Here is a 23265-nt window from a genome sequence, read left to right as displayed (position 1 = left end):
GCATGGCCGACGCGCTGCTGGAACTGCATGGCGTATCGCGCGCCTACTGCTCGGCCGCCGGTGAGGTGGTGGTGTTGAAGGACGTGTCGCTGCGCATCGAGGCGGGCGAGTTCATCGCCATCATCGGCCCGTCCGGCTCGGGCAAATCCACGCTGATGAACATCCTGGGCTGCCTGGACCGGCCAACCGAAGGCAGCTACCGCGTGCAGGGCGTGGCAACCGAGCAGATGTCACCCGATGAACTGGCGCACCTGCGCCGCGAGCATTTCGGCTTCATCTTCCAGCGCTACAACCTGATGGAGAACCTGAGCGCCACGGAGAATGTGGCGTTGCCGGCGGTCTATGCGGGCGTGGATGCCGATGCGCGCACCGCCCGTGCCCGCATGCTGCTGGAAACGCTGGGGCTGGGTGAGCGCACCACGAATCGGCCCAGCCAGCTGTCCGGCGGCCAGCAGCAGCGCGTTTCCATTGCGCGTTCGCTGATGAACGGCGGCGCCATCGTGCTGGCCGATGAGCCGACCGGCGCGCTGGATCATGCCAGCGGCCGGCAGGTGATGACGGAACTCAAGCGCCTGCATGCACAGGGCCATACCGTGGTCCTGGTGACCCATGATGCAGCGATTGCCGCGCACGCTTCACGCGTGATCGAGATCGCAGACGGTCAGGTCGTATCCGACCGTGGCATGGGTGATCCTGCGGTTGCACGCAGTGCCGCTGTGCCCGAGCGCTGTCCAGAACCGGCCGCCGAGCGCCGCGCGCGCCTGGATGCAATCAGGGAAGCTGCACGGATGGCGGTGCGTTCGATGCTGGCCCACCGGCTGCGCACCCTGCTGACCATGCTGGGCATCATCATCGGCGTGGCTGCGGTGGTGACCGTGGTTGCGTTGGGCAAGGGCGCACAGGCACAGGTCGAGTCACAGATCAACGAACTGGGTGCCAGCACGCTGGACATCTTCCCGGGCGCGGACTTCGGTGACCCGCGCTCGGGCGAGATTGAAACGCTGGTGGTGGACGATGCCGATCACCTGGCCGCGTTGAGTTACGTGGATAGCGTAAGCCCCAACCTGAGCGGCTCGGTGGCCGCACTGCAGGGCAACCGGCGCGCCAACACGCAGGTGCTTGGCGTGGGCGCTGATCTACCACGTGTGCGCGGGCTGCGCCTGAAAGCGGGCCGGTTCTTCACCGATGCCGAGGTGGAGGCACATCGCGCGGTGGGCGTGGTCGACCAGAAGGCGGCCAAGGCGTTGTTCAGCGGCAATCCGATCGGCGGCACGGTGCTGCTGGGCGGCATGCCGGTGGAAGTGATCGGCGTGGTCGGTCCCAACGCATTCGCCGGCGGGGCGACGCCGACGGTCTATGTGCCGTACACCTCCGCGTCCTCGCGCCTGCTTGGCAGCCAGCGGCTGGAGAGCATCACCGTGCGCGTGCGGGATGACGTGCCAACCACCGCCGCTGAGGCCTCGCTGGGCGCGGAGCTGCAACGCCTGCACGGCCGGCGCGATTTCTTCATCTACAACGCCGACCAGATCCGCAAGGCAGTGATGAAGTCCAGCCAGACCATGGCGGCACTGGTTTCGGCCATTGCTGCGGTGGCGCTGGTGGTCGGTGGCGTGGGGGTGATGAACATCATGCTGGTGTCGGTGAAGGAGCGCGTGCGCGAGATCGGTGTGAGGCTGGCGGTGGGTGCCCGGCAGGGCGACATCCTCCGCCAGTTCCTGATCGAGGCAGTGTTGATCTGCCTGTTCGGCGGGGTGCTGGGGGTTTTGTTCGCGTTGGCTGTGGGCGCCTTGTCCAGCCTGCTGTCGCTGGGGGTGCCGTTCCTGTTCACGCCTGGGCCGGTGATCGCCGCGCTGGCATGTTCGTCTGCGATCGGGCTCGGTTTCGGCTACTTCCCGGCGCGCAGTGCCGCACAGCTGGACCCCATCCAGGCGTTGGCGGCGGAGTAGGGTCGCGCCCGCTGCGGGGAGAGTCTCAGGTTGCCGGTCGCGGGTGCGTGCGCACGCGTGCGCGCTCGCGGTACAGGCGACTGTCGGCACGCTGCAGGGTGTCGGCCACCGACTCACCCGGGGCGTGGTGGGTCGCACCCAGTGAGAAGGGCGTGGGTGACCGACCGGCCTGCTGCGTATACCACTGCTCCAGCGCGGCCAACCGCCCCGGCTCCGGGCAGGTCAGCACCACCATGAACTCGTCGCCGCCCATGCGCACTACGCTTTCCATCGCCCCCAGTGGAGCGCGCAGGAAGGCGGCGAACTCGACCAGCACCGTGTCCCCTCGCGCGTGGCCCTGCGTATCGTTGATCTGCTTGAAATGATCCAGATCGAACATCAGGCAGGCCCAGGGTTGATCAACCAGCTCGTCCAGGCGCGGCAGGAAGCGGCGGTTGTAACTCTGGGTCAGCGGGTCCTTGAAGGACATCTCGCGCAGCTGCTGCTCCTGCATCCGCAGTGCAGTCACATCCTGCGCATGGCCCAGCACATAGGGAGGGTTCGCCTCGCTGTCGAGCACGTTGTGATATGCCCAGAAATGGCGGGTGCCATCGGCGGCGATCAGTTCGATGACGCCGGCATCGGTGTGGTTGACCGTGATCCGCGCGAGATAGGCCTTGAATGCAGCACGCTTCTCGGGAGGCATCAGATCGCACAGGCTGCGCCCGATCATATGAGTCTCATCGAAGCCCAGCGACTGCACGGCCGCCGGGTTCACCGATGTCAGCACGCCCTCCAGCGTGTGCGTGCAGATCAGGCCGAGGCTGTAGTGGAACAGGCGCCGGTAGCGCGTCTCGCTCGCCTCCAGGGCATCCAGCGCGGCACGCTCCTCGGTGATGTCCTGGATGGCGCCGACCAGACGAGGGTGCCCATCCACCTGCTGACGGCCACCGACCACCCGGGTCCAGATGGAGCGCCCATCGGCGGTGGTCATCGGCAGCTGCACTTCCCATGAGGTGCCTTCATCGATGCAGCGCTGGACCGCGCTGCGGATGATGTTGCGACTGTCCTCCCGATAGAAGGACAGTGCGGTGTCGAACGTGGGTTGATAGTTGCCGCGCACGCCGTGGATCTGCTTGGTTTCGCGGGTCCAGCGCACTTCGTGGGAGAGCAGGTCCATCTCCCAGCCGCCCACCCGTGCCGCGCGGTTGGTGCGTTCCAGGAAGTCCTCGCTGCGTTTCAGTTCGCGGTGCAGTGCCTTGGCCTGGCCGACCTGTGCCATCAGGGTGCTGCGCTGTTCCAGCACCTGGGTGGTGACCCGCGCCAGATGCACCATCAGTTCGCGCTGCGAGGGCGACAGTACACCAGGCATCGGATCGAGCAGGCACAGTGTTCCGATACGGGCACCCTGCGCCGACCCAAGCGAGATTCCCGCGTAGTGGCGGATGCGCGGGCCACCGGTCACCAGGGGGTTGGTGGAGAATCGCGGATCCTGCCGGGCATCCGGGATCTCGAACAGTTCGTCCTGCTCGATGGCATGAGTACAGAACGAGATGTCGCGTGCAGTCTCGCTGACACCTTCAAGGCCGATATTGGCCTTGAACCACTGGCGCTCCTCGGCCACCACCGAGATCAGGCCCATGGTCATGCCGGTAGCTGCGCGGGCGGCAGCAACGATTGCATCGAACACCGGTTCGGCCGGCGTGTCGAGCAGGTGCAGGCGGTCGATTTCAAGCAGGCGGTCGGCTTCGTCCATGGCGCTTTGCAGGGCTGGGTGGCGAGGGCGGCTTCGGCGGCTGTCAGGTACTACGCTAGTGCGCACCACGTTATGTATCGCTACGGTGAGGTGATGCCGACGTGACGCGCTTCCGCCTGCGTTTGCGAACTGCACGCGAGGGGTGAAAAAGCGTGACGGTGGTCGCGAACGAGCGCGCGCCGGCGGAGCTTGCATCAGAGGATCTGCAGGGCAAAGCGCGTACAGAGACATCATCAGTCCGGTGCTGGCGGCGTGGCCAGTGCAGCGCGCCGGGCAGCATAGACCTCCGGCGTCTGCGGCTTGACGAACAGTGCCACCAATTCCGGAAACTCCTGCTTCACTGCAGTTTCGATGCGGGTGATGCAGGCCTCGATCTGCGGCGTGCGCCGGTCATCCTCGAATTCCGCGCTGAGCATGGCCACGACCTGCTGTGGTCCCATCTGCATGGTGGTCACGCCATTGGCGCGGCGCAGGTCTGGATCGGTTTCGGCCACGGCCATGATCCGCTCAGCCACCGCAGGATGGGCCGGCTCACCCACCAGCAGTCCCTTGGTTTCGCGTGCGAGAAGAAAGGCGGTGGCGGCAAGCACGCCCGCGATGCACAGCGACGCCACACCATCAAGCACCGGCATGTCCAGGGCCTGGGCGGCCACGAGTCCGGTCAGTGCGAAACCCAGGCCCAGCAGGGCCGCGCTATCCTCCAGCAGCACGGTAAAGGTGGACGGGTCCTTGCTGCGGCGGAACGCTTCGAAGTAGCCAAGTCTGCCCTTGGTGCGCCGGAACTCACGCAGCGCCACCCACCAGGAAGCCCCCTCGAACAGGATGGAGATGCCCAGCACGCTGTAGCTCAACGCGTGGTTGGTAGCTGGCTCCGGCCGGCGGATGTGCTGGATGCCTTCGTAGGCCGAAACGCCGGCACCGGCGGCGAACACCAGCAGGGCGACAATGAAGCTCCAGAAATACAGTTCGCGGCCATAGCCGAATGGATGTACCGGGTCCGGTGCCTTTCCGGCACGGCGCAGTCCATACAGCAACAGCAGTTCATTAAGGGTGTCGACCAGCGAATGCACGCCTTCGCTGAGCATGGCCGAGCTTCCGGAGATGCCGGCGGCGATGAACTTTGCGATGGCAATGGCGAGGTTGCCGGCGAGTGCGGCGTAGATGACCAGACGGGAACCGGTGGGGACAGACATCAAGGCAAGGGGGAGGGCAGGTGGATGCCTGATCTTCCGGACGGGGATGTTCCCGGGATGTGCAGGTGTCCGATGTGCCGGGCCGGGCTGGCGCCTAACTGCCACTGCGATCAAGCCGGTTAGACGACGTGACTGCGGACGCCAGGCCCTACGCTGGGGTCAGTCCTCGTTGGCAACCCTGTTCGAAACGACGTTGACCATTTTCCATAACCTGAAGAGACTTCGATGAATCACAAACTTCCCTGGTGCGCCCTCCTCATTCTGTTGCTCTGCGCCAGCGTCGCGCGGATCTCCAACACCCTCCTGCTCGCTGCGGGTGGCAAGTTTCTCGTAGCGGCAAGTGCAGCCCCGATCGCAAGCTGGGGACCCCCTGGATACGGGCTGCTGATCGTCATGGGGTTTCTTGCGCTGGCGTCCTGGTACTTCAGGGCGAGCGCGCAGGCCGCGCAGAAGGCTCTGCCGGCCCGCGTCTTCATCTGATACCACCGTTTGGGCCCGGGGTGCCGGCCAGCGGCCGGCACTACCGTTCAATCGGCCATCACGCGCCCAATGGCATCGGCCAGCAGGGCGCGTACCCGCGCCGGCGGCAGGTCCGGATCGCGCACGGCACGCATCGCCAGTCCCTCCACCAGCAACCGCAGCAACAGGGTGCGGCCGGCAATCCGTTCTTCGTCCAGCGCCCGGCCAAGGCTCGCATCACGCTGTCGCAGCCAGGCCTGGATGGCGGCGCTGGTCTGCTTGTCGTGGGTACGCAGCACAGCGGCCAGCTCCGGATCGCGATGGGCCTCGGCATTGATCTCCGCATACAGCGCAACGCTGGCAATCGCGTTGCCGTGAATCGGCAGTACCTCACCACGCGCCCATTGCTGGTAGCACTCCAGCAGCCCGTCGACCAGGTCGGAGGCTGCGGGCATCTCGCTGATCGAGGCCTGGTCGTGGCGCAGCTGGCGCTCGATCAGGGCCAGGATCAGGGCGCGCTTGTTGGCGAAATAGCGGTACATCAGCCCCTGGCTGATCTCGGCCTCGGCAGCGATGTCGCCGATGGATCCGGCATGGAAGCCGCGGGTGATGAAGCACTTCTGCGCGGCGTCGAGGATGCGGCGGCGCTGGGCCTCGGCATGGGCCGCAGCGGGATCTTCGGAGGTCAGGGCTACGGCGGATTTCGGCGTCATTGCGTGAGGTCAGGGCGTCCAGAGGCGGGATAGTACGTCACAAAAGGTGTGAATGAACGGTCATTCATTTGTAATTCCCGCCTCCCAGACTGCGCCGGCCTTCTCCTTCCGCGAATGAGTCCGATGCGCCACGCCACGTTGCACCGCCCGTTGCTCACCCTCGCCATCGCTGCCGCTCTGCCGGCGCTGGCCCATGCCGAAGAAAGTCCAACCGCAGATGCCAGCGCATCCGCTGATGCAGCGCGCACCGTGGTCGCCCTCGACCAGGTGATGGTGACCGCGCAGAAGCGCGCTACCAACCTGCAGGAGACGCCGATCTCGGTGTCGGTGGTCGATGCCGAAGCGCTGAAGGATCGCAGCGCGATCTCGCTGGGCAGCCTGTCCGATGGTTCCATCCCGTCGCTGCGGGTCACACCGTTCGCCACCCGCAGTTCTGCACTGAACATCGGCATCCGTGGCATCGGCGCCTCCGGCGACGCCAACCAACCCGCACGCGATGCCGGCGTCGGCATCTACGTCGACGGTGTGTTCATGGGCCGTGCGCAGGGCCTGGGCAGCATGCTCTACGACGTGGAGCGCATCGAAGTGCTGAAGGGCCCGCAGGGCACGCTGTTCGGCCGAAATACCGAAGGCGGTGCGGTGAGCATCGTAACCAAGGCGCCGACCGGCGAGTTTGGCGGCAGCGTCAGCGCGGGGGTGTCCAACTTCAGCGGCTACAACAGCGCGCTGCACCTGGACCTGCCCAAGGTGGGCGATGTCAGCTTCAAGATCGACGCCGTGCAGGCCAAGCGCGGCGGCACCACCGACAACCCGATGCACGGCGAGCGCGACTTCAACAGCTACGACAAGCGCGGCGCACGCCTGAGCGCACTGTGGCAGCCGAGTGATGACTTCTCGCTGCTGTACGCGTTCGATCGCTCCTATGACGCCACCACGCCATACCACACCCAGGTGCTGGTGCCGAGCGCGTACCTCAGCCCGCTGCAGAAGGCCGGTGCCAGCCAGGACCGCCGCGACAGCGCCATCCTGGGCGGGCCGCAGGAAGACAACATCGGCCGCACCAGTGGCCATCTGTTGAACCTGTCGTGGGTATTGAATGACAACCTTGAGCTGAAATCGATCAGTTCCTACCGCGAACTGACCCAGGGCCAGTTCGACATGGGCCTAGTCGATGCGATTTCGGCCTACGGTGGCGCCGGCACGCCCTTCGGCCGTTACAGCCTGGCGCAGGTCTACCAGCACCAGTACAGCCAGGAATTCCAGCTGATCGGCAACACCTCGCAGGTGCAGTTCCTGGGCGGTGCGTTCTACTACCACGAGACCGCCGGCGACAATGCGCAGACCCCGAACATGCTGGTGTGGGGGCCGGGTGGCAACAGCTATACGGTGAACCCGGCGACCAACCCGCTGGATCTTTCACGGGTGCGGATCGACCGCGCCAGCAAGGCGTGGACCGACAGCCTGGGTGTGTTCGGCCAGGCCACCTGGACGCCGGAAGCAGTGCAGCGCCTGCACCTGACGGCGGGTGGTCGCTACACCCGTGATGACAAGAAAGGCAGCCTGTACATCGTCAATGGCGCGGCAACGAACCTTGCGTTCAAGGACCGCTGGAGCCGCTTCGACCCGATGGTGAACATCGCCTACGACCTTGGCGAGCACGCAATGGTCTATGCCAAGTACAGCACCGGCTTCAAGGCCGGCGGTGCCAACTCGCGCTCGACCAATTACACCGCTTTCGGTCCGGAGGAAGTGACGGCCTATGAGCTGGGCTTCAAGTCTCAGTTCTGGGACAACCGTGCGCGCCTGAACCTGGCCGTGTTCGATTCGACCATCGCGCACAAGCAGATGGACTTCTCGCTGCCGTTCGACCCGAACAGCGGTGAAACCCGCACCACCATGGTCACCACCAATGCGCTGAGCGATGGCAAGTCCCGGGGTGCGGAGCTGGAGTTCAACGTGATGCCGATGGACAACCTCACGCTCGGCCTCAACTACGCCTACACGAAGATCGATGCGCAGACCGCAACGGACCCGTTCGGCGCCGGCGTGCAGGTGACCGTGCAGCCGCTGCTGGCCCCGAAAAATGCAGGAAGCCTGTCGGTGGACTACCTGGTGCCGTTCGCCAACTTCTCGGCGCTGAAGTTCCATGTGGATGGCAACTGGTCCGATGGCTACTACACCAGCGAGTACGACCAGATGCTCACCGACAGCTCCTTCGTGGTGAATGCACGGGTGGCACTGGTGGATGTTCCGGTCAACAGCACCGGCACCACGATGTCGTTCTCGTTGTGGGCACGCAACCTGCTCGATGAGCAGCACCTGTTCTACAAGATCAACAGCGCGGCGCTGGGCCAGAGCGGCATCTTCAACGACCCGCGCACTTTCGGCCTGGAAGTGGCCGTCAATTTCTGATTCCAACGGAGAGCCCCATGAAGACCCGCCATACCGAACTCGCCCTGGCCCTGATGCTGAGCCTGCCGATGGCCGCGACGGCTGTTGCCGCTGATGCGCCGCAGGCCGTTTCCACGAAGGTGCCCGCCGCCGCCAATGTGAAGCCTGTTGCGGCAGATGCGCAGCGCGTGATCCCGTTGCAGGGCGCTTGGAACGTGCGTACGTTCGCCGGCCTTCAAGGCCGCCACGGCCCGATTCCGGCCGACGCATTCGTGCGTACCGCCGACCTCGGCCGCCTGACCGATGCCGACCGTGATGCCCTGGTTGCCGCGGGCGTGAAGCTGGACATCGACCTGCGCACCGCCGATGAGGAAGCACAGTCGCCGGACCTCCTGGCCCGCGATGATCGTTTCGATTATCAGCGCATCTCGCTGATGGGTACCGAGAAGATGGACCTGCAGAAGATGATGACCAGCTTCCCGGATTCGCTGGGCGAAGCCTACGTGCAGTGGCTGGGCCATAGCCAGCCGCAGTTCAAGCAGGTGTTCCAGCGCATCGCCGCGCAGCAGGACGGTGCGGTGCTGTTCCATTGCACGGCCGGCAAGGACCGCACCGGTATCATCGCCGGGCTGCTGCTGGACCTGGCCGGCGTGCCGAAGGCCGAGATCGTGCACAACTACGCGATCTCCGCGCATTACCTGGAGGGGCAGCCGAAGGACAGCGCGATGAACGCGCAGATCATGGCGCTGGTCAAGCAGAACCCGGAGATCGGCCGCAAGATGGCGGGCATGGCCGGTACCGCGCCGGGCAACATGGAGCAGTTCCTGGCGGCGCTGCACAGCCAGTACGGTGGAGCGGAGGGCTACCTGAAGGCGATCGGGGTCAGCGAGCAGGAGATCCAGCAGCTGAAGGTGCGGCTGGGGCAGGCCGGCTGATAAGTATTGCCGGCCGCTGGCCGGCTCCCCTTTGACGTCCAGAGACCGAAGGAATGCCGGCCAGCGGCCGGCATTACCCGCAGCCAGGCGGCCTGGCTCTACTGATCGGGTTTCACCCTTACCACCCGTTTCCGGTACTCATACACATTGTCACCGCGGATGCGCTTGTCCTCGGTGCCGGTGATCCGGTCGACCTTCTGGTCCGAACCGGTCACGGGCTGCGCCTCGATTTCGGTCTCGTGCTCGAAGGAATGCGATTTGTCGGTGTTGCGTTAATAGCGGTACAGCGCCCAGTACAGCGCGGTCGCGCCGGCTGGACCTGCCGCCAACAGCCAGAGGCCACTGTCGTCACTCATGTCGATGCCACCAGGAAGGCAATTGCGAGGGCTTCAATGACGGTGCCGGTGGCCAGGGCCGCCAGCAGCATCTTCCATTGCTGCACGGGCACGCTGCCCATGGTTTCGCCGGTACGGCCGTTCACTGCGATGTAGTGCAGCATGCCGCCGTTCCTGCCGGGCTGGTGGTACGAATACAACCAAACCGGCAGGTACATCGACACCCAGCGGGTGCCATGCACCTCCAGCTGTTCCTGTTCCCAGCGCACGCCACGGTTGTAGCGCTTCACCGAACCTTCCACCTGTGCGCGGGCAATTGACAGCAGCTGGTCTTCCAGCCGCGGCCGCAGCTTCTCCACGTCGAGGTTGCGCTTCTCAGAGGTGAATCCGGCCAGGTACGAAGCGTTCCATTTCACCGCGTTCTTGGTATCGAACGGCAGGATGGTGTTGATGATGTTGTTGGTATTGGCGCGGGTATCCAGATTGCCGCGCTCGGCCGAGGATTCCAGCGGAAGATCGTCGACGGTGAAATCGACCTGGCGTTCGACCTGGTAGACGTCGGCGTCATACAGGGTGCGCTTGTTCTTCTCGCTGCCCACGGTGTACTGCCGGGTCTGGATCTCGCCCTTGCCGGCCACGGCCGCGCTGACATTGCTGTCGACGATCATGTAGGGCAGGAACACGCCCACCACGTTTTCCGGGGTGAACTGGTCCTTGAACGCCTTCAGCGCGAACATGCGGCGCTTGTCGACGAACTGGCGGATGCGCGCGACCGCATCGTCTTTCTTGATATGGAAGGGCAGCACCGCATCAGGCACCGCGCCATTGGCGATCTGCTCGTTGACGCCGAAGACGTGGCGGCACCAGTGGCAGCGCGCCGTCATCGTACTCTCGGTATTGACCGTGACTTCGGCGCCGCAACCGGTGCATTTGAACGTCATCAGTGCCGAGGTGTCGGCATCGATGTCACGTGCGCCAGAGGCGATGACCGTACCGCGCAGCTGGTCGATGGCTTCGCCAAGGCCGAATTCTTCCTCGACCCGCGCGCCATGCCATTCGTGACGGCAGTACAGGCAGACCAGGATATCGGTCCCGGCCTTCGGCCGGATGTCGGTTGCGCCGCACTTCGGGCAGCGGTTGAGGCCGTCCTTCAGCTCGCTGGCCGAGGTATCGATGGCCACAGGGTCGGGCGCTTCCACTTCATCGCGGATGGCCTGCGGCAGCTTCGAGGTGTCCAGCGGGAAGCTGCCGGGCAGGGGAGGGACGTCCTGCGGCGAACCGGGCCCATCCAACGACGCCGCCGGCAAGGGCGGCGGCGTCGCGGGCGCGGATCCGGGCAGCGGCGGTGGGCCGTTTCGGGGATCGGACATGTTGGGTGTGCGTCCTGCCGTTACAGGCCCAGTGCCTTGGCTTTCAGGGCGTCATAGTCGCCCTGCGTGATCAGGCCCAGGTCCAGCATTTCCTTGGCTTTCTTCAGCTTGGCCACCGGATCGTCTGCGGCCGGTGTGACCGGCTGCTGCATGCCGCCGACACCGAACATGCCAGACGCCATGCCGACACCGACCAGACCTGCCGCGCCGCCGTTTTCGCCGGCCGACTGGATGCCCTGGGCGACGCTGGCCTGCAGGTTGGAATTGCCGCGCGAACCGGACAGCGCATCGGCGCGCTGCACGGTCTTCAGCAGCTCGCGGGTGTTGGCGTCGTACTCGATCGAGACGATGGCGGTCTTGACGATGGCCAGGCCGCGGTCGGACTTCCACTGGTAGCCCTGTTCAACGGCGGCCGACAGGCTCTGCGCGAAGCCCAGCGAGTCCTGCTGCAGCTTGGTGATGCGGTTGCCCTTGCCCGGATCGTTGGTATACAGGCTGAAGGCCGGCGCCAGCGAACCGACCACTTCATTGAACAGCTGGCTGGCGGCGGCGTTGTCCAGATCGGTGAAGTCGAACACCTGGCCCGGCTGCAGGTAGCTGGCCGGCACGAAGTTCTTCACGAACAGGATCGGGTCGACGATCTTCAGCGTGTACGAGCCACGGGTGACCGCCCCTACCTGGGTGTTGAGGAAACCGTCGTCCCAGTAGATTTCCGACTGGGTGCCGAAGCGGTTGTCCGGCAGTTCCTTCAGCGAGACGAAATAGGCCGCCTGCTGCGAACCCGGCTGGCCGCCGAACTTGAAGCGCTCCCAGCTCTGCTTGATGAAGGTGCTGACCAGGCCGTCGCCGGCGAAGATCGACTGCGAGTTCAGATCGTCCGAGCGCCACTCGTAGCCACCCGGTTCGGCGACGAACGCGGTGATCGCGCCGTCCTGGAACAGCAGCAGGCCGTAGCCCTCCGGCACGATGATCTTCGAGCCGTTGCTGATGATGTTGGACGAGCCGCTGGTGTTGGAGCCGCGGCCGGCGTTGGTGCCCTGCGGCACCGCCGCGAACAGGGCGGCCGTGGACGGCAGGCCCGCCGGCACGGTGTAGAAGTCCTTCCACTGGTCGGCCAGCACACCGCCAACCGCACCCTTCACCGCCTGTACCAGACCCATGACCAACTCCCTGTGATTCGAAGGCAGGCACCATGCCTGCCGAGCTGGACTGAATATAGCAGCGGTGGAGGACGGCAGTAGTGCCGGAACATGAATCCGGATCAGCGCCGGCCAGTGCCTGTTGGCCCGGCCCGTACCGCCTGCAGCACGGCCGCCATGTCCAGCGCCCCCGATCCGGACGCCAGTGCCTGTGCGAACAGCGCGTCGCTGGCGTCGATCAAGGGCGCATGCATGCCCACCTCATGGGCGGCAGCGGCTACCAGCCCACTGTTCTTGCGCACGTCGGTGATCGACGCCTGCACGCTGAAGTCACCACGGATCATTTTGTCCAGCTTGATTCGCGATACTTCGCTGGCCATCGGCCCTGCGTTGAGCACCTGCGCGAAGCGGTCAAGCTCAATGCCGTGTGCTTCGGCGAAGTACACCGCTTCGGCCAAGCCGGTGACCAAGGTGATCAGGTACAGGTTCACCGCCAGTTTCATGCGCAGTGCGGACGGCACTGCACCACAGCACACCGTTTGCCTGCCCATCGGTGCAACCAGTGGGGCGGCTGCCGCGAGGTCGACATCGGCACCGGCCAGCAGGATCACCAGCTGCGCCGCTTCGGCCTGCACGCGTGAGCCAGACACCGGCGCTTCCACGTAGCGGCCGCCCGCGGCACGGATCTGTTCGGCCAGCGCCTGTGAGTACGCTGCCGAGCTGGTACCCATGTTGATCAGCAGGCGGCCCTCGACCCGCTCGCCAAACGCCGCGCCATGCCGATCGAGCACGTTGTCGATGGCATCGTCATTGGCCAGCATCAGGATGAGGGTGTCGCAGGCCGCGAATACCTCGTCCACCGCCTCGCAGACGTTGATGCCGGCGGTGCGCGCGGCCGCATGGTTGCGGTCGGAGCGCGACCAGCCGCATACCTCGTAACCTGCGCGAGCCAGATGGGCCGCCATGGGCGTTCCCATCACTCCAAGTCCCAGGAATCCGATGCGCATGATGGACGTCCGCTGGCCGCAGAGCGCCCATCATGCCATGGGCAGTGGCCGCTAGAGCATGTAAGGAATCTTGAACGCCAGCGTGAAGTCCGGCGCATCCGGGGTCAGCCCGATGCCCAGCAGCGTCACCAGCGTGGTGTGCTGGTTCAACGCATAGGTCACGCCCAGGTTCAGTGATGCCGCATTGGCGTCACTGCCGATCACCTTCATCCACTTGCCACCCTGGAAGCGGGTGGAGGCGCGGGCGCTGATGCGGTCGCTGAAGGACAGGCTCAGGCTGGTCCGCTCGTTGAATGCGAAGGCAACACCTGCACCGAAGTACACCGAGCCGCCCAGCTTCACGTCGCCTGGGTTGACCGTATCCGGATTGCTGTCGATGTCGTTGAAGCCGCGAGGGATGGAGTGCACGTACCCGATGTTGGCGAACAGGATGGCCGGGTCAGCGGTCTTCACCATCGACAGGCCGAGGTTGGCCTGCCATACGCCGTTGCCGGTGGGTTGCTCGCGCGGCACGGCGAAGCGGATGTAGTCGTCGTCATCGCGCTCGATCACCTTCCAGTCCAGGCCGTAGGGCGCGCGCCCGGTGGGGGCGGTGACACCGGCCGTGAGCACGGTCTCCGGGCGCCAGCCGCGTTCGCCGAACAGCCGGTAGTTCGCGCTCAGGCCAATGTCGCCCAGGCCGTTGCCGTTGGTCTGCTCCTGCGCGATGGCGGCCGCTGCACCGCCGGCGCCGCCTTTCTGGTACACGGTGCGCCGCGCCAGGTAGGGCACATCCAGGTTGAGGGTCAGGTTCGGGCTGACGCCCCAGCGGGCCGCCACGTTATAGGTCAGCGAGTCGGACTCCACGTTCTCGATGGCGATATTGCCGAGGAAGATGGCGTCCAACGCGAGGAAGCCGTTGAGGGTGAGCTGCTTGCGGTCATAGCGGGCGTAGGTGAGGCTGTTCTCGATGGTGAAGCGACGGGAGAACAGGGCCGATTGCTGCTGCTTCACGTCGTCCACGCTGCGCCGCGACTCCTGCTTGGCCTGTTGGGCCTCGGCAGCGGTACTGGCGTAGCCCTCGCTGCTCGGTGGAACCGCGGCGGCCGCCGCCTGCGCCAACGGCGCGGCCGGTGGGGTCGAGGCTGGGCCAACCCGCCCGCCCAAGCGTGCCTGCATGGCCTGCACCTGCATGTCCAGTTCGCGCAGCCGCCGCACTTCCTGTGCGTAGTTGGCTTTCAGCTCTTCCAGCTGGTTGGCCAGGGCCTGCACGTCTGCGCCATCGTCAGACGTCGGCGGCGCGGCAAGGGCGGTGCCCGCCAGCGCCGCCAGCGCCAACGGGGTGATCCTCATCAGGGTGTGCATGTTCGTGTCCTGCGTTGTGGAGCGTTTCCCCCAATGCCAGGCCCTGCTACTGGCCCGGCCCCATGCCGCGGTTCAACGCAATGGCCTGGGCCACGTTCTGGCTCAACGGCAGGTTGCCGCCCACGGCGTTGCGCACCAGCTCCAGCCGCAGCTGGTTGCTGGCGATCTGGCCGTCACCGGCGAGGGCGATGCCCTGGCCGACGCTGCCATTGCGGATCCACTGCTGCACCAGCCCCTGGCCATCCACCTGCAGCAGCAGGCGTGCCTGGTTGCCTTCCAGCACGGCCGTCGCGCTGGCGCCGGCCCGCTGCGCGGTGACGTTGCCTGCGCCATCAGAGAGAACAGCCGGTACGCCATCCTCGCGGACGGTCAGCGTGGTGACGTTGCGCGCGACATTTCCATCGCCGGCCACCTGCACGCTTTGCACAAGGCCGCTGGCGTTGGCCAGGCCGCTGCTGTCGATGCTGCGTCCGCGGGTATCGGGCAGCGGCGCATCGGCTGCCGTGACATGCACGCTGGGCTGGAAGCTGAGCTTCGGCGCGCCACCACCACGGAAGTCCATGCCCAGGGTGAGGCTGCCCTGCAGGGTCGTGCCGTTGCTGGCCTGCCACTGCGACACCATGGTGACCCCGAACCAGGCAACGTTGTTGCCGCCCACGGTGTAGCGCCCCCGCATCAGGCTCAGCTCCGGGTCGGGGATTTCCGTGAGGCCACGCCCGGTCCTGCCGTCGGCGGCCAGCAGGGGCAAGGCAGGGGCCATCAGCAGCAGAGCCATCCATACGTGTTGACGGAACATGGTCGTACCTCCTCAGAACAGGTCGGCATGGCTGAAGCCGAAGTCGACCAGTTCGGCATCGGTGATCGGCCCTTGCCGCGCGTAGAGCGCGCGGGCACTTGGCCGTTCGCTGGGTTGCAGAAGAACGGTATTGCGATCGAAGTCGCTGCCGATCACCACGAAGACCGCACGCGATGGCCAGGCAGCCAGGAACTCCGGCAGCGTCAGGCTGCGGTTGCCGAGGATCGGGTCGGCCACTTCCACGATGCCGTTGCGGACCTGCTTGAGCACCACGAAATGGCGGAAGCCGCGCACGTCCATCAGCACCAGTCCTGGCACGCGGAGGGTGCGCAGTCGTGTTTCATCGATGCGGTAGCCCCGGCCACGCATGCCCAGCGATTCCACGTAGCGCTTGATGTCGAGCAGGGAGAATCCGCGCTCGGCCACCAGCGCTGGATCGGAAACCCCCATCATTCCTTCGATCACCGTCGCTTCGTCGGTCTGCAGGTGATAGGCATGGCGCAGGATGGTCGCCAATGCGGCCGCCCCGCAGCTGTAATCGGTGTGCTGGCGCACCACGTTGCGGTAGCGCCGCTCCTGCATGCTCTCCACCTTCTGCTGCAGCAGCGCGCCATTGGGCAGTACGCCGGCGAAGTGGACCTCGCCCGCCCATGCCGATGCGGTGCCCATCAGCAACAGGAAGGCAAGCAGGCGCATCGATGGAGGGCAACGGATCATCTACGTTCTCCGGCAGCAGGGGGGAGCCCCTGTCCCAAGGGGGAGGAGGAACAGGGGCTCCCGGAAACCCGGCCATTGGCGGACGGCCGGGGTGTTGCGCTTACTCGCCGCTGCCACCACCGCCGCCGGTGCTGGGCTGGGCGACTGCCAGGGCCAGGCTGTTGGCCTGCAGGTTGCCGGTGCCCGCAGCAACGTTCACGCCGATGTTGCCGGAGGCGCCCGAGAAGGCACTGCCGGACAACGCCGAGGTGTTGGTCGCGTTGACGTTCACCCAGCGCGTGGTGCTGACCGTGCCGCTGAGGCTGGCATACAGGTCGGCCACGCCCAGTTCGACGAACTGGCTGGTGCCACTCTCACGCGTATCGAAGCCCAGGCCGCCCACCCCCGGCCGGTTGGGGTTCATCGTGGCGTTCTGGATCTGGTTGTCCAGATCGATATGGCCGGTGCTGTTGCCACCCGGGTGCGGCAGCTCGCCACTCCACGTATCCAGGTAGTAATTGGCCATCTGGTAGGCGTTGCCGGTGCCGCGGTAAGTGCCCGCGCCATAGGCCAGGGTCAGGCCGCTGACGCCGCCACGCATGCCGACCTGCACGGTATCGGTGTAGGACTGCACGAAGCCGGCGTTGCTGACCGTGTTGCCGGTGGAGACCTGGTTGGAGCTGATGCTCGACTGGGCCACCGCCGTGGTCGCTACCGAGGCCGCGAGCGCGTTCTTCTGCTCATTGTTGTTGCCCGAGGCGATGTTCACGCCGATGTTGCCGGACGCGCCGCCAAAGGCGTTGCCGCCGAGACCTGCGGCGTTGGTGACGCCGGAGTTCATGGTGGCGTTGCCGAAGCCGGCCTGGTTGACGAACACCTCGGCGTCGGCCATGCCGAAGCTGAAGGACGCATCGGCAGCGGACAACGACGCGGCATTGTCCTGGGCGTTGTTGTCGCCGGATACCACGTTGAAGCCGAGATTGCCCGATGCGCCGGCACCCACGCTGTCACCGATGGACGAACTGTTGGTGACCAGGCTGTTGCTGGTGGCGTTGTTGCTGATCGACTGGCGGTTGTCGATCACGGCAATGGCCGCCGAGTCGAGGTCGATGTCGCCGGTGATGTTCGGGTCGCCGGAGAAATTGATGTCGGTGCTCAGCCGCAGGTCCTTCTCCAGGTTCACGTCGACGCCGTGGTTGTTCTTTTCCTTGCGTTCGTCGGCCTGGATGTTGCTGTGCTTCTGCACATTGACGTTGACGGTGCGGTTGCGCACGTCGTTGTCGGTATGGTTGTGCGTGTCGTTGCGGGTCTCGCTGACGGTGTGGTTGTGGTTGATGTTCGCGTTGGCGTTCTGGTTGTCCCAGCCATTGGCCGCAGCGGCGGTCGAGGCAGTGGCAATCGCCATGGCGAGCATGGTCTGTTTGACGGTCGCTTTCATGGTGCCCTCTCTCTCATCAGGTGGTGCATCGGTTGGGTGGTTGTCACGGGCGGTCGTGCACGACCAGGCCCAGTACGTTGGCCGTGTCGTTGCCGTTGCCCGCGATCTGATTGAGTTGCAGGACCCCGTCGAATCCCCGCAGTGCGGTGCTGGCTACACCGGCGCTGCGGGTGCCCGTCGCGATGCCGCGACCGGTGTCGTCCCGCCCCCCTGCCAACGCGGAACCCTCGGCGGCCAAGGCCGTATCGTCGGTTTCGCGTATGCCCTGTCGGGCCAGCGTCGCGCTGACGACGTTGAGCGTCGTGTTGGCGATGCCGCTGGCCTGGTTGATGGATGCGATGCCACTGGCACCGGCCAGTGCGTCACCGCCAATGAACGCGGTGGCTTGAAGCGGCCCGGACAGCACGCGGTTGCCCTGCTGCAGCTGCCGGGCATTGATCGCCACGTCGGCGCGATCGCCCTTGGCGATGCCCCGCAGGTTGGCCTGCACGTTGAGGTCGCCGGCGGCCTGGTTCACGGCGATGGCACCCGTCGCCCCGGCCAGTGCGTGGCCGTCGATGCGGGCCACGTCGAGATAGGCGAGCATGCCGCTGTAGTCATCGGCCCGGGTTGCCCAGGGCGCGGCAGCGAGCAGCAGAAGCAAGCCGTGCAGGGCCTTCATCTTCCACCTGCCGGGGCCGTGCCCTGCAGGGGGAACTGGGCCAGTGCGCCGCGCACGGTACCGGCGATACCGCGGGTGCTGCTGCCGACCGCACCGAGCGGACCACTCATGGCGCCTCCCAGGTTGCTGCCGACCATGCCATCACCACCGCGGCCAAGCGTGCCGCCCAGGGCCTGCTGGGTGACCCGTTCAACGGTAGTGCCGCCCGGTGTCGCGACGGACGCTGCCTGGCCGGCACCCATGCCGGCATAGTCCTCATCGCTCAACTCGTCCATGCCGTTCGTCGTGCCACCGGCGCCCAATGCGGTGGCGATCTCGCGCTGTGGCTTCGGGTCGGCAATCAGCGCCATGCCCGGTGGTGCCATGCGATAGGCCGGCCGCGCGGATACGTCCCGCAACAGGACGATTTCGCCCGGCTGTGCCTTCACGCCCTGGCGGGCGCCGGACGCGGATGCGTCCGCGCCAACCGACAGCAGGGCTATTGCCAGTGCTGCGGCCAGGCCGCGAATCAGGGTGGTGCCGTCCATGCCGATCTCCCGCGGTGGGTGCGGCGGAACCACGCATCAACCGTGCCAACCTGGAAGTGCCCACCCGCCAATGTCGGGACCTTACAGCTCCTGACCGTGCTGCTGCCACGGTGTTACAGGCACGTCGGGGAATCGTTGGAATTTCGAAGCCCCAGGCACCGCAGGGCAAGGGCGGCGTGCAACTGTTGCATGGGTGTTACAGGTGGCGCCGCCGTCTGCAACAGTGCCGGTTCATCCACAAATTTCTTGACGCATTGCTCATTGCGCCGCCGTTTAGGGAAGCGCTAGGATCCGCCCAACAAAGGCCGCCCCGGTGGCCGTAGAGGTCCCGGCGGGGGGCGGCACGCCGGCGATTGCCTGACAGTCCGCCGACGGTGTCCGGATGCTGGGGGAAGCATGGCAGCGGTCCCGGAGGCTTCTACGTCACGTTGCGTGCTCTGGTTTGGCGAGCCGTTGGCGAACGAGCGCAGTGCGCTGGCGGCAGCGGGCTGGTATGTGCGCAGCATCCATCCCGATCCCGCCATGGCGATAGGCCTGCGTGGGCGCGATCGATTGCTCGCCGTACTCGATCTGCGCCATCTCGATGCGGCGGCGCTGCAGCTGCTGGCACCGTGGATCGAGCAGCACCAGCATCTGCCCTGGCTGGCGGTACTGCCTCCGGGGGCCGGACCCACATCGCCGGCCTGGCTGCCGTTGCTGCAGCGATGCGGCGCGCGCTTCACGCTGCCGTTCGGCCTGCAGGACCTGGTCTGCGCGATGCGCCAGCAGTTCGATGCGGATGATCCGCCTGTCGATGCAACCTGCAGTGGGTACGGACCGCACGCATTGATTGGCGAAAGCGCTGCGCTGCATGCGGTGCGCACCGTGCTGCACAAGTTCGCGCCGGTGGAACTGCCGGTGCTGGTCACCGGCGAAACCGGCACAGGCAAGGAACTGGCTGCACATGCGCTGCATGCGCTGTCGGGACGCGCGGGCAAGCCGTTCATCGCGGTCAACTGCGGGGCCATTCCGGCCAACCTGGTGCAGTCCGAGCTGTTCGGCCACGAACGTGGCTCTTTCACCGGCGCCGACAAGCGGCAGATCGGCGTGTTCGAATCGGCCCATGGCGGAACGGTGTTTCTTGATGAGGTGGGCGATCTTCCGGCAGAGGCACAGACCAGTCTGCTGCGCGTGCTGCAGGAGGGAACCTTCGAGCGCGTGGGCAGCAGCCAGCCGCTGCGCGCAGATGTGCGGGTACTTGCCGCGACCCACGTCGAACTGGAACACGCGGTGGCGCAGGGGCGGTTCCGCAGCGATCTCTACTACCGCCTGAACGTGCTGCGCCTGCTGATGCCACCGCTGCGCGAGCGCGGTGCCGACGTGCAGCTGCTGGCCGAGCACTTCCTGCGCTGCTTCCGGTTGCGCCACAGCGTGCGTGCGCGCGGCTTCGCACCGGCTGCACTGCAGGCGATGCGGCGCTTCGACTGGCCCGGCAACGTACGCGAACTACTGAACCGTGTGCAGCGTGCAGCGATCATGGCCGAAGGCGAGCTGATCAGTGAGCGTGACCTGGAGCTGGGCGCATCGGTAGCGGTCCTGCCCGCGGCGATGCTGCACGATGCGCGCGGCCAGGCCGAGCGCGATGTACTGCTGCAGACCCTGCGCCAGACCGGCTACAACGTCTCCGAGTGCGCGCGGCAGATGCAGATATCGCGGGTCACGGTGTATCGCCTGTGCCGCAAGCACCGGTTGGAACTACCTGCACAGCGCTGATCAGCCGGCCGCCAGGTGCTTGAACAGGCGCAACGGTTTGCCCGCGACGCGCTCGATCACGCCCTTGGCTTCCAGGTCCAGCTGCACGGCCTTCAACCACCAGCCGGCGGTCGCACCTGCCGGGAACAGCGCGGCGGGCAGGTGCGGCAGCAGTGCCTGTTTCGCCTGCGCAACGGTCAGGCCGGGCGGTTGCGCAGGCAGCGCCCGCAGCAAGGCATGGCGCATGGCGAGGTACTTGGCGCGATCCACGCGCTGGATGTGCCCGGGCGTGGTGATGCTTTCGATCTCGATCCGTTCGGGCTCAGGCATGGGTATCTCCCGCGACCTCGATGCGTGGGCTGCGGAAGCCCATGGCGATCCACGCCTTCATCAACCGGGCATAGAAGCGCAGCGACCGGGTCTTCAGGTTCGGCACATCGTCGGGAAGCACAGACGCATCAGGAAGATCACTGACCATGGTCCGCATCTCCACGGCAGGTCTTGTCGATGCCGGCCACAACAGGCCATACAGGCTCAGCCAATGGCCGCCGCTGAACTCCAGGAAGAGCGGCGTATTGCAGCATCCCGCCAGTACGCGGCGGCTGCCGCCCCTGCTGGACAACCGCAAAGCACGCAGCATGGAATGTCCGGCATCGATGCTGACGCGATCCTTGCGATGCATTACGAAGAGCGACTGGCCATGCGGGCCCAGTACGTCCGGTGCGCGGGGCAGCGCCTGCAGCATGGCGCCGGCCTTGCGGCAGCTGTCGCAGCAGCATTCGACGGTGGCAATGGGACGGCCCGTGGCGGTCAGGCGGACTTGGCCGCAGGTGCAGGCAAGGAACTGATGGGAGGGCATCTGCATTTTCTCCTTGGGTGGTCATCCTCTCGACGAACCGGGGCGCCGGGAATCGACACCATCCGCCTTCAAGGGCGCTTCATCCGGTAGCGGACGCGGTACAGGTCCAACCCTGCACCGTCCGCGCGCCGCGCCGAATAGGTCAAGCTGCCGGGTTGCGAGCCATCCAGCATCGCGCCGTAGCTGTCGCCGGAGGCCTCGTTTAAGGGGGAGGGCAACGCATGGCCGGCGTCATAACGGCCTCCACGCTCGTAGGCAATGAACTGGCGCACCGGTGCACTGCCGAAGTCCAGGGCGCGGGCAAACACCACCGTGCGGCCGTCACCGAGGAAGGTGGCATCGAACTCCTGCGCTGCGGTATTGAGGTCTCCCGGCAGCGGCCGTGCCGGCTGCGCCATGCCACGGACCATCGCTGCAATGTAGAGGTCATGACCACCCGCACCGCCTGCGCGATCGCTGGAGAACAGTAGCGTGCCTGCATCCGGCGAGAGCATCGGCGCGAACTCATCGGCTGCGCTGTTCACTGCGGGGCCAAGATTGATCGGCTCCCCGAATCGACCGTCGCTCCCCATGCTGACCCGATACAGATCGTCGCCGCCCTGGCCGCCTGCGCGATCCGAACAGAAGAACACCACGCGGCCATCGGCGGAAAAGGCGGGATCGAAGTCACGTCCCGGCGTGTTGAACGAGACCGGCGTCGCCGGCCGCCAGCGCTGCCCATCGTTGCGGGCGACCCAGATGTCATACCCGCCCGGACCGCCGGGCCGGTTGCGGCTGAACCACAGCGCGGTCTTTCCGTCCGGGCTCAAGGTCAGTCGAATCTCGTCGTACCGCGTGGATGCAACACCCGGGGCAAAGCGCTCGGCCGGGCCGAAGATCTGCAGCACCCTGGATGGAGACGCAGGAGGCGACGCAGCAACCAGCAGCACCACGGCCAACAGCGCCTTCATGCCTGTCGCTCGAAGTCGCTGACCCAGTTGGTTTCCCAACTGCGTCCACCATCGGTCGAGGCCGCCTGTTCCCAGCGCGCCGAATGCGGGGTAATGCGTGACCAGATCACCCGGGTCTGGATTGATCGACCGTCGTGCTGTTCTTCGCCGAAGAAGCGGCCGACACCGGCCTCGAAACTACCGCGCAGTGGCGCGCCGATCCGGGTCGGCTCGCGGCCATCCAGCCACCAGCTCAGCCAGTGCTGCTCCGCCGCATTCCAGGCACGGATGCCCATGCCGCGCAGCGGTGCTCCAGGCACGTCCATCAGGTTGTCACCCACGTTGCCGAACCCTCCCAGTACCGGCCAGTTGTGCAGGGTGCCGTTGAACGCGTCCCACGCATCGCTGCCTGCCAGCCGAGCGCGCAGGCGACGATGGCGCACGTTCCAATGGCCCGCCAGGAAATCAAAATCGCCCGGTGCATCCGGCAGCTTCGGAAGCGGAGCGGGGACCGCAGCAGTGCGCCGGAACCAGTTGCGCCAGTTCACTTCCCAGTGCGCACCGGCATCGTCGGAGAACGCCTGTTCCCACCACGGCTCCTCGCCGTGGATGTCATGCCAGCGGAACCACACATCGATGGGGCGCCCGTCGATCCGGTCGGTGCCACGGAAGCTGCCGGCATCGCCCTCGAAGCCCCCGCGCACGGGGGCTTCGATATGGGCAGGATTGCGGCCATCGATCCACCAGATCGACCACGTGGAAGACACTGGATCAAATGCACGCACGCCCAGCCCCCTGTAGGGACCCGAAGGCAGCGCCATGACGTTGTCATCAATGGTGCCGAGCCCGCCCAGGGTGAGCCAGACCGCGCTGGAGCCGGTGAAAGACTCCCAGCGGGTATCGCCCACCAGGCGCTCCTTCAGGCGCTGGTGCCGGACCCGCCAGTTGCCCTGCAACCATGTCCAATCTTCGCTGTGGCTGGCCAGGGCCCACCCGGAGGGCAGGGCGGTGGACGCTGCCGCGGCGGCCAAAGTGGCCAGGAACTGCCGTCGATCCATGTG

Annotated in this window: 21 protein-coding genes and 2 pseudogenes; 5 read left to right on the top strand and 18 right to left on the bottom strand. The window is 66.1% G+C overall.

The genetic code is table 11. The annotated features are described in order from the left end of the window. The first annotated feature begins 2 nt into the window (after positions 1 to 2). Positions 3 to 1946, top strand: coding sequence for a MacB family efflux pump subunit (locus tag ACW5IY_RS11925; protein ID WP_049437424.1), 1944 nt, complete (start codon positions 3 to 5; stop codon positions 1944 to 1946). A 25-nt stretch (positions 1947 to 1971) separates the two neighbouring features. Here the strand turns inward: ACW5IY_RS11925 and ACW5IY_RS11920 are convergent, their stop codons facing one another. Both ACW5IY_RS11920 and ACW5IY_RS11915 read right to left on the bottom strand, forming a co-directional pair. Then, positions 1972 to 3681 (bottom strand): sensor domain-containing diguanylate cyclase, encoded by a 1710-nt coding sequence (locus ACW5IY_RS11920; protein ID WP_010485511.1) that lies wholly within the window; start codon positions 3679 to 3681, stop codon positions 1972 to 1974. 233 nt (positions 3682 to 3914) lie between these two features. Next, the gene (locus ACW5IY_RS11915) at positions 3915 to 4874 is read right to left on the bottom strand and encodes a cation diffusion facilitator family transporter (RefSeq protein ID WP_049437422.1); all 960 of its coding nucleotides are present in this window, start codon (positions 4872 to 4874) and stop codon (positions 3915 to 3917) included. A gap of 225 nt (positions 4875 to 5099) precedes the next feature. On the opposite strand from ACW5IY_RS11915, the gene ACW5IY_RS11910 reads away from it, so the two are divergent. Next, positions 5100 to 5354, top strand: a complete 255-nt coding sequence (locus ACW5IY_RS11910) for a hypothetical protein (RefSeq protein ID WP_010485516.1) — start codon at positions 5100 to 5102, stop codon at positions 5352 to 5354. A gap of 47 nt (positions 5355 to 5401) precedes the next feature. Here ACW5IY_RS11910 and ACW5IY_RS11905 read toward each other — a convergent pair whose 3' ends face one another. Beyond that, positions 5402 to 6046, bottom strand: coding sequence for a TetR/AcrR family transcriptional regulator (locus ACW5IY_RS11905; protein WP_010485518.1), 645 nt, complete (start codon positions 6044 to 6046; stop codon positions 5402 to 5404). Between the two features lie 114 nt (positions 6047 to 6160). Here ACW5IY_RS11905 and ACW5IY_RS11900 point away from each other — a divergent pair, with 114 nt between their 5' ends. Continuing rightward, positions 6161 to 8458 carry a TonB-dependent receptor gene (locus ACW5IY_RS11900; RefSeq protein WP_049437420.1) on the top strand — a complete coding sequence of 766 codons (2298 nt, stop codon included), beginning with the start codon at positions 6161 to 6163 and terminating at the stop codon, positions 8456 to 8458. 17 nt (positions 8459 to 8475) lie between these two features. Beyond that, positions 8476 to 9372, top strand: coding sequence for a tyrosine-protein phosphatase (locus ACW5IY_RS11895; protein WP_049487021.1), 897 nt, complete (start codon positions 8476 to 8478; stop codon positions 9370 to 9372). Between the two features lie 98 nt (positions 9373 to 9470). Here the strand turns inward: ACW5IY_RS11895 and ACW5IY_RS11890 are convergent. The 10 genes and pseudogenes from ACW5IY_RS11890 to ACW5IY_RS11845 form a co-directional block, all read right to left on the bottom strand. After that, positions 9471 to 9728: pseudogene (locus ACW5IY_RS11890) on the bottom strand (hypothetical protein). Continuing rightward, positions 9725 to 11077, bottom strand: a complete 1353-nt coding sequence (locus ACW5IY_RS11885; protein ID WP_049433788.1) for a membrane protein — start codon at positions 11075 to 11077, stop codon at positions 9725 to 9727. Before ACW5IY_RS11885 ends, ACW5IY_RS11890 begins: the two are co-directional and overlap by 4 nt. A gap of 20 nt (positions 11078 to 11097) precedes the next feature. Next, a complete protein-coding gene (locus ACW5IY_RS11880) occupies positions 11098 to 12237 on the bottom strand; it encodes an SPFH domain-containing protein (protein WP_049433787.1) in 1140 nt (379 codons plus the stop codon). A gap of 101 nt (positions 12238 to 12338) precedes the next feature. Beyond that, entirely contained in the window at positions 12339 to 13181 is an 843-nt protein-coding gene (locus ACW5IY_RS11875; RefSeq protein ID WP_049433786.1) for an NAD(P)-dependent oxidoreductase, read from the bottom strand. A 93-nt stretch (positions 13182 to 13274) separates the two neighbouring features. Further along, positions 13275 to 14567 (bottom strand): transporter, encoded by a 1293-nt coding sequence (locus ACW5IY_RS11870; RefSeq protein WP_049433785.1) that lies wholly within the window; start codon positions 14565 to 14567, stop codon positions 13275 to 13277. A gap of 46 nt (positions 14568 to 14613) precedes the next feature. Further along, positions 14614 to 15363 carry a hypothetical protein gene (locus ACW5IY_RS11865; protein ID WP_049433784.1) on the bottom strand — a complete coding sequence of 250 codons (750 nt, stop codon included), beginning with the start codon at positions 15361 to 15363 and terminating at the stop codon, positions 14614 to 14616. Between the two features lie 12 nt (positions 15364 to 15375). Beyond that, entirely contained in the window at positions 15376 to 16080 is a 705-nt protein-coding gene (locus ACW5IY_RS11860; protein ID WP_049433783.1) for a C39 family peptidase, read from the bottom strand. A 100-nt stretch (positions 16081 to 16180) separates the two neighbouring features. Then, on the bottom strand, positions 16181 to 17497 hold the full coding sequence (locus ACW5IY_RS11855; RefSeq protein WP_049433782.1) for a hypothetical protein: 1317 nt from the start codon (positions 17495 to 17497) through the stop codon (positions 16181 to 16183). Between the two features lie 43 nt (positions 17498 to 17540). After that, complete coding sequence (locus tag ACW5IY_RS11850; protein WP_049433781.1) at positions 17541 to 18158, bottom strand: hypothetical protein; 618 nt, start codon at positions 18156 to 18158, stop codon at positions 17541 to 17543. Beyond that, positions 18155 to 18685 (bottom strand): hypothetical protein, encoded by a 531-nt coding sequence (locus ACW5IY_RS11845; protein ID WP_049433780.1) that lies wholly within the window; start codon positions 18683 to 18685, stop codon positions 18155 to 18157. The genes ACW5IY_RS11850 and ACW5IY_RS11845 overlap by 4 nt, the downstream gene beginning before the upstream one ends. 396 nt (positions 18686 to 19081) lie before the next feature. On the opposite strand from ACW5IY_RS11845, the gene ACW5IY_RS11840 reads away from it, so the two are divergent. After that, the gene (locus tag ACW5IY_RS11840; RefSeq protein WP_049433779.1) at positions 19082 to 20437 is read left to right on the top strand and encodes a sigma-54 interaction domain-containing protein; all 1356 of its coding nucleotides are present in this window, start codon (positions 19082 to 19084) and stop codon (positions 20435 to 20437) included. Here ACW5IY_RS11840 and ACW5IY_RS11835 read toward each other — a convergent pair whose 3' ends face one another. The 5 genes and pseudogenes from ACW5IY_RS11835 to ACW5IY_RS11815 all read right to left on the bottom strand — a co-directional run bounded on the left by ACW5IY_RS11835 (position 20438) and on the right by ACW5IY_RS11815 (position 23262). Continuing rightward, positions 20438 to 20746, bottom strand: coding sequence for a DUF6958 family protein (locus ACW5IY_RS11835; RefSeq protein WP_049433778.1), 309 nt, complete (start codon positions 20744 to 20746; stop codon positions 20438 to 20440). Next, complete coding sequence (locus ACW5IY_RS11830) at positions 20739 to 21161, bottom strand: GFA family protein (protein ID WP_239682872.1); 423 nt, start codon at positions 21159 to 21161, stop codon at positions 20739 to 20741. Before ACW5IY_RS11830 ends, ACW5IY_RS11835 begins: the two co-directional genes overlap by 8 nt. Positions 21162 to 21206: 45 nt before the next feature. Further along, a pseudogene (locus tag ACW5IY_RS11825) lies at positions 21207 to 21275 on the bottom strand (hypothetical protein); the annotation flags it as partial. Between the two features lie 68 nt (positions 21276 to 21343). Further along, positions 21344 to 22225, bottom strand: coding sequence for a TolB family protein (locus ACW5IY_RS11820; RefSeq protein WP_049433776.1), 882 nt, complete (start codon positions 22223 to 22225; stop codon positions 21344 to 21346). Beyond that, positions 22222 to 23262 carry a hypothetical protein gene (locus ACW5IY_RS11815; protein ID WP_049433775.1) on the bottom strand — a complete coding sequence of 347 codons (1041 nt, stop codon included), beginning with the start codon at positions 23260 to 23262 and terminating at the stop codon, positions 22222 to 22224. The genes ACW5IY_RS11820 and ACW5IY_RS11815 overlap by 4 nt, the downstream gene beginning before the upstream one ends. Positions 23263 to 23265: the final 3 nt, after the last annotated feature.

The sequence above is a fragment of the Stenotrophomonas sp. C-A genome, from assembly GCF_054030835.1.
The sequence above is the reverse complement of the archived record's forward strand: the minus strand, read 5'-3'. Positions and strand labels throughout refer to the sequence as shown.

What these genes read in the sequence shown, in the direction of transcription:
- ACW5IY_RS11925 (WP_049437424.1), top strand. Translation starts at nt 3, where the DNA reads ATGGCCGACGCGCTGCTGGAACTGCATGGCGTATCGCGCGCCTACTGC.
- ACW5IY_RS11920 (WP_010485511.1), bottom strand. Translation starts at nt 3,681, where the DNA reads ATGGACGAAGCCGACCGCCTGCTTGAAATCGACCGCCTGCACCTGCTC.
- ACW5IY_RS11915 (WP_049437422.1), bottom strand. Translation starts at nt 4,874, where the DNA reads ATGTCTGTCCCCACCGGTTCCCGTCTGGTCATCTACGCCGCACTCGCC.
- ACW5IY_RS11910 (WP_010485516.1), top strand. Translation starts at nt 5,100, where the DNA reads ATGAATCACAAACTTCCCTGGTGCGCCCTCCTCATTCTGTTGCTCTGC.
- ACW5IY_RS11905 (WP_010485518.1), bottom strand. Translation starts at nt 6,046, where the DNA reads ATGACGCCGAAATCCGCCGTAGCCCTGACCTCCGAAGATCCCGCTGCG.
- ACW5IY_RS11900 (WP_049437420.1), top strand. Translation starts at nt 6,161, where the DNA reads ATGAGTCCGATGCGCCACGCCACGTTGCACCGCCCGTTGCTCACCCTC.
- ACW5IY_RS11895 (WP_049487021.1), top strand. Translation starts at nt 8,476, where the DNA reads ATGAAGACCCGCCATACCGAACTCGCCCTGGCCCTGATGCTGAGCCTG.
- ACW5IY_RS11885 (WP_049433788.1), bottom strand. Translation starts at nt 11,077, where the DNA reads ATGTCCGATCCCCGAAACGGCCCACCGCCGCTGCCCGGATCCGCGCCC.
- ACW5IY_RS11880 (WP_049433787.1), bottom strand. Translation starts at nt 12,237, where the DNA reads ATGGGTCTGGTACAGGCGGTGAAGGGTGCGGTTGGCGGTGTGCTGGCC.
- ACW5IY_RS11875 (WP_049433786.1), bottom strand. Translation starts at nt 13,181, where the DNA reads ATGGCGGCCCATCTGGCTCGCGCAGGTTACGAGGTATGCGGCTGGTCG.
- ACW5IY_RS11870 (WP_049433785.1), bottom strand. Translation starts at nt 14,567, where the DNA reads ATGCACACCCTGATGAGGATCACCCCGTTGGCGCTGGCGGCGCTGGCG.
- ACW5IY_RS11865 (WP_049433784.1), bottom strand. Translation starts at nt 15,363, where the DNA reads ATGTTCCGTCAACACGTATGGATGGCTCTGCTGCTGATGGCCCCTGCC.
- ACW5IY_RS11860 (WP_049433783.1), bottom strand. Translation starts at nt 16,080, where the DNA reads ATGATCCGTTGCCCTCCATCGATGCGCCTGCTTGCCTTCCTGTTGCTG.
- ACW5IY_RS11855 (WP_049433782.1), bottom strand. Translation starts at nt 17,497, where the DNA reads ATGAAAGCGACCGTCAAACAGACCATGCTCGCCATGGCGATTGCCACT.
- ACW5IY_RS11850 (WP_049433781.1), bottom strand. Translation starts at nt 18,158, where the DNA reads ATGAAGGCCCTGCACGGCTTGCTTCTGCTGCTCGCTGCCGCGCCCTGG.
- ACW5IY_RS11845 (WP_049433780.1), bottom strand. Translation starts at nt 18,685, where the DNA reads ATGGACGGCACCACCCTGATTCGCGGCCTGGCCGCAGCACTGGCAATA.
- ACW5IY_RS11840 (WP_049433779.1), top strand. Translation starts at nt 19,082, where the DNA reads ATGGCAGCGGTCCCGGAGGCTTCTACGTCACGTTGCGTGCTCTGGTTT.
- ACW5IY_RS11835 (WP_049433778.1), bottom strand. Translation starts at nt 20,746, where the DNA reads ATGCCTGAGCCCGAACGGATCGAGATCGAAAGCATCACCACGCCCGGG.
- ACW5IY_RS11830 (WP_239682872.1), bottom strand. Translation starts at nt 21,161, where the DNA reads ATGCTGCAGGCGCTGCCCCGCGCACCGGACGTACTGGGCCCGCATGGC.
- ACW5IY_RS11820 (WP_049433776.1), bottom strand. Translation starts at nt 22,225, where the DNA reads ATGAAGGCGCTGTTGGCCGTGGTGCTGCTGGTTGCTGCGTCGCCTCCT.
- ACW5IY_RS11815 (WP_049433775.1), bottom strand. Translation starts at nt 23,262, where the DNA reads ATGGATCGACGGCAGTTCCTGGCCACTTTGGCCGCCGCGGCAGCGTCC.